We start from the raw sequence: 17,235 nt of genomic DNA on the forward strand, positions 1-17,235 counted from the left end.
TCGAGATCTTCGACTGATATAATAAGGAGGTAAGGATGGCCAGCTTGTCGCGGAAAATCAAAAGGGCTCAGAGCAGACGGAAGGGTCTTTCCGCCAACACTTCATCCTTGGTGCGTAGCGCACGCCGCGCTCGCAGAATGGGGGCAGGAGCCGCCGGAGCCCTGGTGCTTTTGGCAGCTCCCTCGGCAGTGTTTGCAGGCAGCGGGTTTACCCAGTCCACAACGGGTAACACCACGACCTATGTTCAGACGGCCAACAAGGTCTTCAACAAGGTCGCGGGCTACAACATAGCCGCCGATGCGGCGCACGTATATGCGCAGCCCGGCGCGAATTCCGTTTTCGTCCAGCGCGTCATTGGGTCGGACCCGTCCTCCATCCTGGGCCAGTTGACGGCCAACGGACAGGTATGGGTATTGAATCCCAACGGCGTCCTCATCGGAAGCCAGGCAAGGGTCAACACGGCGGGTTTCGTGGCCACCACCCTTGTCATGGAAGAGGATGACTTCTTTGCCGGGCGCTACACCTTCAAGCAGGAAGGCGCGGGCTCCTTTGTCATCAACAAGGGCGCCATCACCGTCACCAACGGCGGAAGCGCCATTCTCGCAGGCGCGTCCGTGGTCAACGAAGGCGTCATCAAGGCCGACATGGGCGAAGTGGTCCTTGCTGCGGGCCGCAAGATGACCTTTGATTTCGCGGGCGACGGCCTTGTCAACTTCGCGGTTGACGACGCGGTTGCAGCCAAGGTAACGGGGCCGGACGGCACGGACCTTACTGCTGCGGTTTCCAACGTGGGCACCATTACGGCTGGCCGCGTTCAGATGACCGCCCTGTCCGCACTGGATATCTTTTCCTCCGTGGTCAATAACTCCGGCGTGGTCCAGGCCACCAGGGTTGAAGTGGGCAGGGGCGGCGAGATCATCCTTTCCGGCGGAGACAGCGGAGCCGTCATCAACACCGGCACCCTTTCTGCGGCAGGCCCGGCGGGAAGCGTGTCCATATCCGGCCAGAACGTGGGCATCTCCGGTACCGTGGCCGCCAACGGCGGAAGCGGCAAGGTAACCGTCAGCGGCTCCAACGCGGTGGTTCTCACGGAGACCTCGCGCCTTGAGGCCAAGGACGGCGAAATCCGCGTCAACGCCCCCGACGCTTCCGGCAACATGGGTGACAAGACCAAGGCCTACGCCGGAGCCACCATCGATGCGGGAACCGGATTCGTAGAAGTTTCAGGCCATACGCTGGCCGTGGACCAGGCCCTCATCAAGGCCGGAACCGTTCTTTTCGACCCCTTGGATATCCGTTTCGAGAATTCAGCAGAACAGAACACCACGGGCTTTGCCGGTGATTTTCAGGAGGCCTTCGCCGAAGACCTGGGAACCGTTTCGGTTTTCAGGGTTGACGGCACGGGCATTCTGAACACCACGCCCGACGGAACCAACATGATTTTCCAGGCCACCCGCGACATCGACGTGGTGGATGTATTTAACGTTAACACCGCAGTGGGCGGCGGGGCCAACATCAACCTCACCCTCACCGCAAACCGCGACGTGATTCTGCGCCAGAACCTTACCAACAGCATAGGCGGAATCACCATCGACGCCGATGCCGATAATTCAGGCGATGGCATCCTCGATTTCCGCGCGGGCACAGCCATGTCCACCAGCGGCGGCAACGTCTCCCTTTCGGCCACCAAGGAGACCACCCTCCAGAGCATCAGCACGGGCGGCGGGGACGTGGCCATAGTAATCCGCCAAGGTACGGTTCACACCAAGGCCATTACCACGGGCGGCGGCGACGTAACCGTCGACGCAGGAACCCTCGGACAGATCGGCGGCAACGAGCCGGGCGTTGAAATTGAAGGCGCCATAAACACCTCCGACGGACTGGCAGGTTCAGCCGGTGGAAGTGTCACCATGCGCGCGCGCGGCACCATACAGCTTGACTCCGACCAGATCATCACCGACGGTGGCGATCTGGCTTTCAGGGCTGATTACTACGGCACCAACGGCGTTGGTTCCGTGAATATCGCGGCTGTGTGGGTTGGCGATGAAGTCCTCACCACCCGTGACGACGGACTTGCCGCTGGCGATGTAACCATCACCGCATCAGACCTTCTCCAGATAGGCGGCACCATCAACCTGGAAGGCGGAGCCGCAGACGGCAAGTTCTTCCTGGGCGCTGCTGATACAACCGGCGAACTCGAATTCGGCCTTGCCGTGAACGGAAGCCTCAAGGTTCAGACCGGCGACCTTTTGAATGTTCTGAATGCAGGCGAGTTCCGCATCGGCTCCTTCACAACGGCGCAGGGCGCTTCCTTTGACAACACCCACACCGGAAACATACAGATCGGCTCTGGCGTTATGCCGAACGCCGACGTTTACATAACGACCAGCGGCAACATCATCGACGACGGCACCATCACCACCGGTATCTCGGCCCGCACCATCACCATGACGGTGCAGGGGACCACCTCCTATATCGGAACCTTCTCGGCGCCTGTGGGCGTTGATGTAACGAACTCGGTCGCCCCCGGAGTCGTGCTCACCCTTGACAGCTCCGCGGCCACTGCCGGCGGCGACATTCACATCGCCGAAGTACAGACCCACAACGGCGACCTTGACCTTGCCAAGATCGCGCTCGATACAGACAACGCCAGCCAGCAGCTTGTGAGCATCCAGGTTGTAAGCGACGCAATAACCAAGAACGCCATTATCGTGGGCGCGGGCAGCCTCAACGCGGGTCTTCCCGCCGACAACGTGGACCTGGTCCTGGTTGCCGATAAAATCGATGTCGCCAACGCCATTTCAGTGGGCAACACCGGAGGCGACAACGACCTGGTCCTCATGCCCTACAGTTCGGGCCGCGCCATTGACCTCGGCACAGAAACCGTCGGGAGCCTCTCCATCACCCAGGCTGAACTCAACCGCATCACCGCAGACGACCTAACCATTGGCCGGGCCAATTCCGGCAACGTGGTCATAACGGGCGGCGGCGATATAGGTTACTTTGGCGCAAGTGCGGGACAGGTTATTGATCTTACCATCATATCCGGCCAAAAAGTTCAGGACGACGTTGCTGGCGGAATCGAGCGCCTTCGTCTGGACGGGGCCGGAACCCTCACCCTTGATGCAGCTCAAAGCATCTACGGTTCTGCCGGAACCAATTCCGCCGGAAACCCCGTGAGCGTGGCCAACCTGCTGAACGTTGCATCGGGTGGTTATCTTGCAGTCCGCACCCGCAGCGCGGGCGGGAACATTTTCATTTACGAAAATGACGCCAGCGGTATGGATTTAAACACCGCCCAGAACGTCAACACCTCGTTCGACGCCACTTCTGCCTTCACGGCCCACGTGGACAGCGCTGGCAGCGTGGTTCTCACAAGCACCGGCGACATCACAAACAGTAACGTGGGAACCGGTGCCGGAGCCATCGAAGGCATAGCCTCGGTGGCTGATACCGCCCTTTACGCCACAAGCGGAATGGGCGCGGACGCAACCCCCATCGTCACCAATATCACTGGAAATCTTGCCGCCTACAATTCCACCACGGCTGGAATTTTCGTGCAGGAAAGCACCGACGGCGGAGCTCTCACCATCGGCGCGGCCGCCCTCAGCGAGCCTCCCGGACTGGTTCTTTACATGACCGGCGTCACCAATTACGGCACCGGCGACGTTGAAGTCTATACCACCAACGGCAACCTGACCGTCAACGCCGGAGCCTGGGTGCAGAACGACAAGGGTGCAGGCCGGAACATCACCATCGGCGCGGGCGGTGCGGGCAGCACCCTTACGCTTTCCGACAACGCGCACGTGTTCACGAACAACGGCACCGTCAACCTCTTCGGCGACGACGTGGCCATTTCCGTGACCGGCGGCAACGAGGCCACCATCTCCACCATCTCCGACGGTACGGGCGCAAACCACGGCGACATCGGAGCGGGCTTTGCAAACGACGGCACCGAGGGCGACGTCCATATCTCCACGGGCACCACCACCCGGAACATCACCCTGGGCGCAAACACCCCCGGCACGCTCTCCCTGGAGCAGGCCGAGCTTAGGCGTATCTACACGGCCCACACCTTCGACACCACCCAGACGCTCGCCGCGCCCACGGACCCCACCACGGCCCAGAGGGGCGTGTTCATCGGCAGGCTGGACGATTCAAGCACCACGGCCGAAAGCCAGGAAACCAGCGGCGAGATCAATATCGCGGGCGCCGTGGACATAACGAGGGCGGACAACAACTCGCTCTGGACCGACAACATCGCCCTGATCACCTACAACACCACCGACACCACGTCGGACGCGGCCATCGACGACGGCATCCGCGGCCTGGGGGGCAACATCCTGAACGCGAACCAGGTCCACGCTTGGACCCTGGGTGCGCTCGACATCTCTGTGAATTTGGAAAACGAGCAGGCCGCGACAACGGGCGCACGGCTGGCTGCAATGTCAGCGTCCGCCGGCGATACCATCGTTGACTCCGTAGGCGCGACCCAGGTTCTCATCGACACCACCTTCTTCACCATAGGCTGGCAGGGCATCCGGGCGGGCCTGGGCGATGTCGTGGCCCAGTTCGACTCAAGCGTGGACCAGAACCAGGTGATCATCACTGGCCTGGGCTGGATCGACATCGAGCTCACCCCGGACGATGCCGTGCTGGACATCGGGGCGGCCATCACAGCCAACAGCGGCGACGTTTACATCCGCACGGATGAAATCGTCGTGGGAGCGGCCGTTTCCGCCACGGGCGGGAACAACATCTACCTCTCCCCCTACGAGACCGCCGACATCATCCAGATTGGCACCAACTCCGGCACGGCCGACCGGCTGGAGCTCACCGCTGCCGAGCTTTCCCAGTTCACCACCACGGGCATCGTGGTCCTGGGCACGGTGGTGGACGCCGACAGCGTGGACTACCGGGCCGTGCACAACGAAAACATCGTGCCCGCGGATATGGCCACGGTGAACTCGGGCGGCGTGGTGCTGGACGCGGCCAACGACCTCACCGCCGCCAACTTCGACAACCTTTATATAAAGACCACGGGCCTCATCACCGACGTGCTTGCCCACGGGGACACGGACAACCTGTGGATCGACGGCAAGGTCAGCATCGAAGCTGGTGACATCCAGAACGCCTCCGGCAACTACGGCGGAACCGTGTGGATCAATTCCGGGACGGACCTTTCCGTCGAGTCGGCGGAAGACGCTTTCATCCAGGACACCGACGCCGGCGGCATCACCGTTTCCACCCAGCAGGACATTCTGAACGACTCCGGCAACGACGGCGTACGCTCGGGCGGGGCCGCGGGCGAGGACGTCATTTTGTACGCGAACATAGGCCCGGTGCACGTGAACAACGTGGTCACCGCCGGGGCCGCGGGCGACGCGCTCATCCAGGCCGGCACCTCCATCGACACCACCGAGACCATCACCAACCGCGCTGCCACCAACGGCTTCGTGGTGGAAGGCGTCCAGGTGACCCTGGTGGCCATTAACGGCTCCATCGGCACGGTGGCCAACCCCATCGTGACCCGCTCCACCACGATTGCGGCCAATGACACCAACGGCTCCATAGACATCTACGAGGACGCCTTTGGCGGCGCCACCCAGATCGACTCCCACCCCAACCTCATCGCCGGCGCAGGCACCTTCGACGGCGTACAGGTCACGGCGGGCGCGGGCCACATCACGGTCACGGCCATTGAAGGCAACCTCACGGCCAACGAGGACGTGCTGGCGGCGGGCGCTGGCACCATAACGCTCACGGCCGGCAGCGTTGGCGGGGCCGCGCGCTTTTTCACCCAGAACGACACCTACTCCATAGACAACGTAAACGGCATCATCCAGATCAACGCCGACAACATGAATTTGCAGGAGGGCGGCGGCACCACCAACACCATCGGCTCAGCTGGTGAAATCGTCAGGCTCTACCAAGTGAACGCGGCCACCACCATACAGTTGGGCGCGGGCGCGGCCGACGCCCCCACCGTTCTGGGCTTAAACGACAACGAGATAAATGCGCTTAACAACGTGAACGGCGTCACCGACATCGGCATAAACAACGGCGCGGTGCCCCAGGGGGGCCTGGGCGGCGCCATCACGGTGGTGGGCGACGCGAGCTTCACCGGCGACACAAACGTCGTGCGCCTGTGGTCCGCGGGATCGGTAACCAAGACGGCCGCAGGAAACGAGATCATCATCCAGGGCGGGCCCGCGAACTTCCTCGCGGTCGTTTCCCAGGGCAACGTGAACCTGGAAACCCAGGTGGACAGCATTGCCGTGAACGCGGGCAATTCCGGTGCGGCCGGGGCCCCTGGCATCACCATCCAGCAGAACGGCGCCATCGCCTTAAGAGTAAACACGGTGGGGGCCATCAGCGGCGTCATCGGCACCCTGGGCGAAATCAGGATTACGACGGCCAACGGGAACCTCTCCTTGTTCGCCGACGTCGGCCAGGACATGAACGACACCGACCTCTCCTTCTACGGCGACAAGGTCTATCTCACGGCGGGCGGGGCGGGAAGCACCCTCGCAATCGACCCGGGCGCCAACGTGGAATCGAGCTCCGACGCCATTTATCTGACGGCCGACAATTTCGCCCTGGCCGGCTGGGTGGACGCGGGCGGCGGGGCCGGCACGGACGGCATCATCCAGGTGTCCGTCAACACCGCGGGCCGGGCGCTTGACCTGGGCGCGGCAGCAGGCGCGGGCGGGGCCGAGCTCACCGATGCCGAGATCCAGACCCTCAACACCAACAACCAGCTCATCTTCAAGACCTGGTGCGGGGCCGTTCCCCCGGCGACGGAGGACATCTTCGTTTCCGCCAACATCACCACGCCTCAGCGGGATCCCTTGGTGGCCCTTGTCGCGGGCGCCGACATCAACGGCTTCGGCGTCCACAGGTTGGGCACGGCTGGCGCGGGCGAGATCAGCGAGCTGATGATGGTCGCCGGCACGAACGGCGGCACGGGCGGCATCGGCAACGTCACCCAGCTGCACCTTGCGGCCAACGAGGTGGCCCTGGAGGCCGACACCGGCAACGTGGATATCTGGGAGCACGATGACCTGGAAATCGGCTCCCTCACCTTAAGCGCGGACTCCGCCTGGCCTGGACTGACCAAGACCGGCGCCAAGTTCATCGCCGGCGCGGGCACCATGCGCATCCAGGCCTCCATGGCTGCCATCGGCGACCTCCTCGTGACCGACGTGGTCTCCACCGTAAACGGCGATATCCTGCTGTACACTTTTATGGGCTCTGTCCCGGGAGACGGCGACATCGTCCTCGACGACAACGTAACGGCCGGCGGCGGCGCGGACGTGGCCATCGTTTCCGTGGTGGATATCGAGCGCCTTTCCGGGACCGTCACGGGCAACGAGGTTCAGCTTCTTACCGGTGCGGGCGACATCGGGACCGCGTTGGCCCCGATAGTGGTCAACGCCAACACCCTGTCCATCCAGATCGACACCCTCAACATCGGGGCCTTCTCCGGGCACATCCAGGAAGCCAACAACGTCACCATCGGAGCGACCGCCGCGGTTCTGGGCGTGGGCGGGGCGAGCGGCCTTCTCGGCACCAGCTCCAACGACGACATCACCATCAACCTGCCCACGGCCAACGCGACGCTCACCGTCGATCTCGGCATGGGCGTGAACGCCATCCGCACTTTGGACCAGGTGCGCCTGTACGCCGACGAGTTCACCACCGTGAACGCGGGCAACCTCATCGCGGCCACCGACGTGAACGTGCTCCAGGTGGCGCCCTACACCGCGGCCCGGAACATCGACCTGGGCGGCGCGGACGCCCCGGGAGGCAGCCTGGACATCTCCGCCGCCGAGATCCTGCTCATGGCGGCCGACGACGTAATCATCGGCGACACCACCACCACCGGGGCCCTGGCCATCACGGCCGACGTGGCGCCCCACGCCAACACCCTGGACCTGGGCGTCTTCGCCACGGGCAACATCACCCGCACCGGCGCGTCCGTGCTCTCCGCCACCAACGTGGCCTTCGTGTCCACAACGGGCGGAATCGGCACCTTCGCCACGCCCATACAGCTGAACACCACGGGCAACGTGGCGGCCCAGGCACCGGGAGGCATCTACCTCTTGGAAGTGGTGGCCGGCGGAGACATGAACATCGGGCCGGTGACCGTGGACGGAACCGCCTACTACGGCCTCCAGGGCGGGGACGCCGTCTATGCGGCCACAGTGGCCGGCAACCTGACCGTGGTCAGCGATGCGGGCACCACCTGGATGGTGAACACCAGCGGCGCGGGCGACATCATCTACCTGGCATCCGGCGGCGCGGCCAGCGACCTCACCATCAACGACGGCATCCGCTCAAACGGCGGCGAGATCGAGCTGAATTCCGACCGCCACGTGATCCTGGGCACCGCCGACGCCGACGTGCAGAGCTTCGGCGGCGACGGCGCGGGCACCACGGCGGGCCTCATCGACGTGAACGCGGACCGGGACGGCAACAATACGGGCGAGTTCCAGATGGCGGCGGGCTCCAGCCTGGTGACCGACACCACGATAGACGCGGACATCGAGATCACATCCGCCGACTTCGACGCGGCGGCCTCCACCATCGACGCGGGCACCGAGTCCGTGTTCCTTACTCCATCTGTTGTAGGCACCACCGTGTATTTACGGTCGGCCGACAATCCGGGCGAGTACGACATTTCCGTTGCGGGCTTGAAGTCCATCACCCAGGCCGACTCCGGCATCGTGGTGGGCATGGACTCGTCGTCAGTGGTCTGGGCGGGCAATATCCAGCAGACCGAGGCCTTCGACCTTACCACCACGCCCTTCGGCATCCCCCTCACCCTGGTGGCGGGCGGCGGCATCACCCAGACGGGCGCGTTCCGCCTCACCTCCGACGACCACCTGACCCTGGACGCCGGCAACACCGGCGCGGGCAACATCACCGGCGCGGGCGGCTGGTTCTATACCGACGTGGCGGAAATCGCGGCGGTGGACCGCAACACCGGCGACATCCTCATCAGCGAGCTGAACAGCGTGAGCGTGGTCACGGCCGTGAACCCCTCCTCCAACTACAACGGCGGCATCAAGACCGAGGACGGCCGGATTGAGCTGGTCATCGAGACCGCGGGCTCCACGCTCACCATCAACGACGACATCCACGCCGGCACCAACAACACGGTGGACATCGTGGCGGCCGGTTCCCACATCTTGCAGAACTCCACCGGCGCCATCCGCAGCGTGTCCGGCGGCATCGCCACCAACACCATGGGCTCCGGCACCATAACTATCACGGTGGGCGAGGACGTGAACTCGGGCGGCGGCACCCGCGACAACGTCAACCCCAACACCTACGACATCGGGCTCATCGAGACCACGGGCGCGGTCATTTTAAACTTCGCCAACGACGTGGTGGACAACAACGGCGGCGCCATGAACATCCGCGCCGGCTCGCTGCTCTTAAACGACACCTCCACGGGCCACCAGGCCTACTTCGGCCTTCCCGGCGACGAGATCGAGGTGGATATCTCCCGGGTGGACGCCTTGGTGGGCGAGCTCCGGCTCATCAACGAGGGCGACCTTGAGGTGGGCAACGTTCTGGCCACCCTGGGCGGCATCACCATCGACGTGGGCAACAATAACCTGATCATCTCCGGCACCCTCCAGGTGCAGCAGCCTGACCAGGACATCCGCCTGGTGGCGGGCGACCTGCAGATCCTGCTGGGCGCCGACCCGGGCCGCCTGGCCAACTCCATCGACCCGGTCACCCAGATCATCCCGGCGACCCGCCCCACCGTTGACACGGCCCGCATCATCACCAACACGGGCGGCGAGGTCGTCATCGAGCCCGGGGACGAGGGCACCGCGGTTCTGCTGGTCTCCTCCACCATAGGCGGGCTTTCGCTCAGCCAGGCCGAGATGGACGCCATCGAGACCGACGTGGACGGCAACACCGTCTCAACCGACGGCGACCTGAATGCATCCGGCTCCACGGTCACCATCGGCCGCCTGGACAGCACGGCGTATCTCTATGTCGGCGGCGACACCCTGGGCAGCGCGGGCCTCGACCTGCTGGCCGAGAGCTATAACCTGACGCTTTACGGCGGCAACATCGTGGGCGAGAACAGCAGCGCCGCCGGCTGGCCCGACGTGGCCATCCGCGGCGTGGACCAGAACGGCGTAGACTTGCTCCGCACCTTCAATGCCACGGCCCAGTTCTCCATCACCGGCGGCGGCCAGTACGACCTGGACAACGACGGCGGCATAGACCCCGGCACCATGGAGGATTCGCTCTTCATCGGGTACTTCGGAAACGCCGGGCCCATCGGCCCGGCCAACGAGACCGTGGGCGAAGGCTCCTTCAACGCAGTGGCGAACTACGGCGATGGCGACGTTGCCATGATGATCTACGCGGACTTTATCGAGCACGGCGGCGTGAACAAGACCGGCGGCGGCAACGCCCTGGTGGCCAACAGCTCGCTGACCCTCACGGGCGACGTCACCGCCATCGGCTCGGGCGACATCTTCCGCATAGCGGCGGACGACGGGGGGAACGACGACACCCTGACGCTTGCCCCGGGGGGCGTTGGTATGGGCGGTGCAATGCTCATCCAGACCGACACGGGCGACATCACCCTGCGCGCCGGCCAGAACCTGCAAATCGACCAGACCGCCCTCAACACGGCCGAGGTGACCGTGCTCACGGGCGGCACGGGCGACATCATTTTCACGGCGGACGACGACGGCGCTGAAAACGGCGGCGGCATCTACTTCGGCGGAGAAAACGGCCTCATCGAGACCCTGGGAGTTGGAAGCATCTATCTCACCGCAGACGGCGAGATAATGACGGACAAGCTTATGGCCCTGGGCGGCCAGATTCAGGTTTACACCGAAAACGGCTCAGTGACCCTTGGCAACTTCTCCGGCAGCCACACCCAGGCCCATTCCGGCATCGAGGTTGACAGCGCCGACGAAGTTTACGTGAACGGCACCATAGACACCGTGACCGGCGACATAGACATCGAGGCCGAAGGTTACTTAGAGATCAATTCCAACCTCACCGCCAGTGCAGCCGGCATATACATCCGCAGCAATATCGGTGATATTTATGTCGATGCAGGCCTGTCGGCCTTCGAAGGCGTTGAAATTGACGGTGACGATATCGAAGCCTACGGCACCATTGAAGCAAGAACAGGCAACATAGACATCGAGGCCGGCGACGATCTTTTACTTTACTCCAACCTTTCCGCCACGGCCGGCGAGGTGTATCTATACGCCGATGACGACATGTATCTTTCAGGCGACATAACCGCCGGGGGCGACATCGAACTCGATAGCAACGCCACGCTCCGTGACGCCATTTCAATAACCAGCACAGGCGGAAACGTGTTCGCGGGTGACATCACCACGGCGGAAGACGATAACGACGGCTATAATCTTACGATTAACGCAGCCAATGACATCGAGATGGACGACATCTGGGGCCATGGCGGCTATCCAAGCGCCCCGGGCTCCGATGGCTACGACGGCTCGGATGTGACCCTCATCGCCGGCAACACGATAACCGTAGATAATGTCGAGACCTACGGAACGGGCGGATGGGGCGACGGCGGATCGGCCAGAAGCGGCGGCGATGCCGGTAACTTAACGATGACCGCCGGAACCTCCATTACAGTTGGCGAAATTGATGCAGGCGGCGGATGGGCCGATGACTCGATGGGCACCGGATTCAGCGCCAACGGAGGCAATGCCGGATCAGTAATTATCACCTCCGGCAGGATCTTCGCCCAGGACAACATCAGAGCCAACGGCGGCAGCGCAACCAACGCCGGCAACGCCGGCGACGGCGGCTTTATCAAGCTGAGCTCCGTTGACAACATTTATCTCGGTGGCAACGTCGAATCCAATGGTGGGGAAAGCGACGGTAACGCCGGCCTCATCATGTTCAACGGCCATATCCTGCTTACGAATTCCATCGACGTGCAGGCAATTGGAGGCACAACCAGTGGAAACGACGGCTGGGTCATCTTCAGTGAGCGGGTGGACAGCTTTCCTGGATTGGGTAGCAGCCTTGGGGTGTACACGGACGAAGGCACCGTTTCCATCGACGACAACATGGGGACGGTGGCGGCGCTTGATGGCCTTTACGTAGAGGCCGGAACCATCTACCTGGGCGGTGATGTCACCTCAACCGATGACGTGGATTTTGACGGCTCAGGGAGCAACATCGATACCGAAATCGTCCTGACTCGCGACGTCACCATAAGCACCGACGGCGCGGATGTACTATTCGCGGACGACGGCAACGACACCCTCGACGGCCCGTATAACCTTACGGTCAACGCTGGCATCTTCGACATGGCTGGCGGCACCGTAGCCTTCGGCCTTGTGGGCGACAACGTGGAACTGGGCTCCCTTACCGTGGGAATCGCCGATACGGTCGAGCTTTACGGTTCGGTCCAGACCAACGGGGACATCGACTTCAACGCTTATGTGGCCCTGCAGGACAGCCTCCAGGTTCGTTCCATCGGCGGCGACATAACCTTTGGCGGCGACGTGGATGATAACGGCAATGGCTACGACCTCAATGTGGAGGCCGATGCCGGAAATGTAGCCCTGCATTATGTTAATACAAATCTCCTCACGGTCTACGCTGAATCGGCCACCCTTGCGGGTGATATCGACGTTGTGGATTACGCCGAGATTTTGCCGAACGGCGGTCTCGCCACGCTTCTTGGTGATGTCGAGATTTCCTCGTCTGGAGCGGGCGGCTTTACCAATTATATAGGGGTGCTGGACGGAAACTACCGCCTCACGGTTAACTCAGGCGCCAATGATGTTGAATTCTATGGCGGCGACATCCTCGGTCTTGATGTTAACAACGCCAATGCTGTGACCTTCTCCGGCAATCTTGCCACCACCGGCGGCATCATGGTCGGAGACACTGCGCAGCCTGCGGCCATCACCGGAGCGGTCACCGTCAACGCAGGAGCTTGGCTCGATGCGGGCGAATCGGTCATCATAGCCAACGACGCGGCTGGCGGCATAGCCATAAATGGCGGGGTCACCGGAGCCGCAGGCGTTTACATGAACGCGGCCCAGGGCGACATTGCAATTGACGCGGACATCAACGCTTTCGGCAACGGCGGCATCATCATCGACGCCGACGGCGGCAGCGTGCTTGTGGCCCAGAACGCCGACGCGGCCATCACGGCAGTGGACGGAACCGTGTCGGTTACGTCGGACAACGCCTCGGTGCTTCTCGGCGGCGGAAACTTCGCTGGCAAACTGGTGACCACCGGAAGTGGTGATATAGACATCAACGCAGACACCGCCTTCACCATGGACGGCGCGGCGGGGACCATCGTTTCTTCAGGCGGAACCATTGATATTGACCCGGCAACCATCACAATTGCAGGTTCCGGGCTTCTCGCGGTCGGCGACATCACAGCCGACGCCACCGATACCATTAACGTCAACGGCAAGGTTGAAAGCCTTACCGGCCTGGTTCGTCTTACAGCATCCAACAACGCGGGCGGCACCGCCAGCACGGTGAACATCGGCGCGGCTGTCATCGGCAACGATGTCCAGATCGACGCCATTGATACTGACGGCGGCGAGACTGGAATCATCAACGTAAACGCCGCGACTTCCAACACCAGGGGCGGCTATGATCTAAACGCCACCACGGCAATCAACGTGATCGCTGGCGTGACGGGCATCGACGACATCACCGCAGATGCGGCCGACATCACGGTGGGCGCGGCGGTCACCACCGTTGGCGCGGGAGATATCGACCTTTACGCCACCAACACTCTTAACTTGAACGCGGCGCTTTCTTCGGCTGACGATGTTGATCTTGACGGCGATACCTTATTGAATCTTGGCAGCACGGTGACGGCTGCCGATCAGGTTGACGTGAATGACAACGTCACCCTGACTGCTGCTTCCACGGTCACAGGCGTGACCGGCGATGTATCCTTCGACGGAACAATTGACGGCGCTTTTGGCCTCATGGTCAACGCGGGCGACACGGCGACCTTCGGCGGAGCAGTCGGCGGAACGGCCGCCCTTACCGGATTCGATGTCACTGCCGAAAGGGTGGTGCTGAATGCAAGTGTGGGGACTGCAGGCGCAAGCGGCTCAGGAAGCATAACGCTTTCAGGAACGACCCTGCTGAACGGCGACCTCCATTCGAACGGCAACATCGTATTTAACGGTGATGTGAGTCTTTACGGTGCGGATCGCGTCATAACTTCGGATAATGGATCAGTGAACGTCCACGGAGACATCGACCAGGATGAAAATTCCCCAGTCAACGTCGGGGTGACCCTGAATGCAGCCAACGGCGCGGTGTTTCTCGACAACGTGGGCATGACTTACGAGCCTTCGTTCCTTACAGTCGATACCAACTGGGCTGTTTTAAGGGGCGATATCAAGGTTATCGGGCCGGTCACTTTCCGGGAAACCGGCGCGGGCCAGGTGTACGTCAACCTCTGGAACAACGTGTCCATCACGGCAAACAGCGGCTTAAACGACAACATCGATTTCTCGGACGCCGACATCAACGGAAGTTTCGACCTCAAGGTGACCAGCCTTGCAGGCAACATAATATTCGACTCGATCGGACAGATTGAGTCCCTCGACAGCCTTTCCGTCAACGCAAACGCCGGAACCATCCAGCTTAACGACGCTGTCACGGTTACCGGCGGGCTCAGCCTCAGCGGGCCGGTAAGCCTCCAGGCCAACGTCGCGCTGGTTTCCAACAACGGCGACATCAACGTCGCCAACGGCATTACCGGTGATTTCGATCTTGACCTTACGGCCAACTTCGGAACCATTTCCCTTGATACCGTTGACGTCAATACCCTGGATGTTGTCGGCGACGCAGCCGAGCTTTCGGGCTATCTGCTTGCTGATGGCAATATTAATGTGCTGACCGCAGGCGGCTTGATCACCCTGGTCAACAACATTTCAATCACCACCGATGTCGCTGGCAACGTGAACCTGGGAGACATGGACGGAACCAAGAACCTCATCGTGTCGGCTCTGGGCAGTGTGGCGCTGGCGGATGCCTCCATTGGTTCTTTGATGGTTACCAGAGGAACAGACGTCACTTTTAATGGCAATTTTGTCACCACCGGAGATGTGGGGGTCGGCAACGCTGCAGATATTACCGGCACAATGCCGGTAATGTGGCCGTGGACGCTTCCGTGCGCGCCTTCGGCATAGGCGGAATCGGCGTGACGGCCGTGGCTGGTTCAATCAATGCTGGCGTTACCGGTGCATTCACCTCCGATAACGGCCTTATCGGCCTTATCGCCAATGCCGGAAGCATTAGCTTGGGCGGTTCTGTTGCGGCAACCGGCGACGGCGACGTATTCATGAGCGCACTTAGCGGAATCACAGCTGCTGATATCTCTGCAGGCGGATGGGTTGAAATTTCCGTCGCTGCCGGAGCGGCTCAGTTGAACGGCGATGTCTCAGGCGACGAAAGTGTTACGGTGGCGGCCGACTCCGTGACGGCGCTCGGAACTGTAAGCGCTTCGGCGGGCACGGTGAGCGTTACCTCTGACAACGGCGCGGTTGCCCTTGACGACGTGACCGCAGGCGACAACGTGACGGTATCGGCATCCACCACTGCGACCCTTAACGGCGCAATCTCAGCAGTGGGCGGTGTGACAATCGGAGCCGACACCCTGGTGAACGAGATCGGCGGAATCGACGCAGGCGGCGCGGTTGCAATCACGGTTGCCAACGGCGTTGCAGCGCTTACGGGCGACATTGACGGCGATGCGGGAATTACGGTCAATGCGGATATTGTCGCCGCAACCGGTTCGCTCAATGCCTCTTCGGGAACCGTAAGCGTTACGGCAGACAACGGCTCGGTGGCCCTTGACGATGTGTATGCAGGCGACAATGTTGCAATATCCGCAACATCCTTTGCGACACTGGCCGGCAGCGTCACCGCCATCGGGGATGTGACTGTTGGCGTTAACTCATCTCTTAACGAGATCGGCGGAATCGACGCAGGCGGCACGGTCGGAATCACAGTGACCAACGGTATAGCAGCGCTTACGGGCGACATCGACGGCGATGCGGGAATTACGGTCAATGCCGATTCGGTTGCCGCCTCTGGTTCGCTGATGGCATCCTCCGGCACGGTGAGCGTGACTTCCGATAACGGCGCAGTGGTCCTTGACGACGTGAACGCGGGCGACACTGTTACAGTGTCCGCCTCAACCACGGCGACTCTCAACGGCAGCATCACCGCTATCGGCAACGTGACGGTTGGGGCAAACGATCAGATTGCCGAAAACGGCGGAATTAACGCTGGCGGCACTGTCTTGGTGGCCACGGCAAACGGCCAGACGGTTATCTCCGGAAGCGTGTTTGGTGATCTTGGAGTTACGGTAAACGGTGACTCTGTGATAGCCGTAGGGTCCATCAACTCCGAAGCCGGCAGCGTTACTGTCGCGGCTGACAACGGCGTGGCGATGGTTTCAGCCATAACAGCAGGTAATGATGTCAGCGTGTCCGCAACTGATTCGGCCCTCACCACCGGCCTTATCACTGCAGGCGACGACGTATCCGTAACAGCGACCAACGCAGTGAACGAGGTCGGCGGAATAGTGGCAGCCGGAGACGTAACCCTTACCTCCAATGCTGCAACCGTTGCTGTCAACGGCGATGTGGACGCAGGCGGCCTGGTAACCGCTACGGCCCAGACCGGCGTTGACGTGAACAACGACGTTACCGGCGACGGCGGAGTCCTTTTCACGGCCAACACCGGCGATGTGACGGTTGACGGCGACATCCGGGCATTTGAGGAAGGCGTCATAACTGCAGTGGCCACCGCAGGCAACATCCTTATCGGTCAGGCTGCTGCTTCCTCTCTCACCACCGACAACGGCCTCATCACCCTGACTTCCGGCAACCCCGGAACGGTTGTCCTTGGCGGAACCACCAATGTGGTTTCCACCGGCATAGGCGGGCTTACCGTCAACGCCGGAACCGGTTACTCCTCGTCGGCTGTCGGGCAGGTTGACATGGGAGGCGCGGTTGCGATTAACGTCGCTGGCGGCGCAGCGCTTCTTGGCGGCTCCACCACCGGCGACCTTGGCGTAACGGTTAATGCTGATTCTGTGGCGGCCACCGGCTCCCTTAACGCCGAGGCAGGCAACGTCTCAGTGACGGCTGACAACGGCGCGGCTGCAGTAGGCGTGATCAACGCGGGCTTCGACGTGACGGT

General features: G+C 62.0%; 2 protein-coding genes. Both read left to right on the top strand.

Annotated features, from left to right (window positions below; all coding sequences use genetic code 11):
* Positions 1–35: 35 nt before the first annotated feature.
* Positions 36–15,215: a filamentous hemagglutinin N-terminal domain-containing protein gene (locus HZB23_03350; GenBank protein ID MBI5843691.1), complete on the top strand. Its 15,180-nt coding sequence runs from the start codon at positions 36–38 to the stop codon at positions 15,213–15,215.
* Positions 15,185–17,235 (top strand): hypothetical protein (locus HZB23_03355; protein ID MBI5843692.1); only part of this gene is annotated, 2,051 nt, incomplete at its 3' end. The genes HZB23_03350 and HZB23_03355, both read left to right, overlap by 31 nt.

The organism is Deltaproteobacteria bacterium, from assembly GCA_016235345.1.
GTDB lineage: Bacteria > Desulfobacterota > Desulfobacteria > Desulfobacterales > Desulfatibacillaceae > JACRLG01.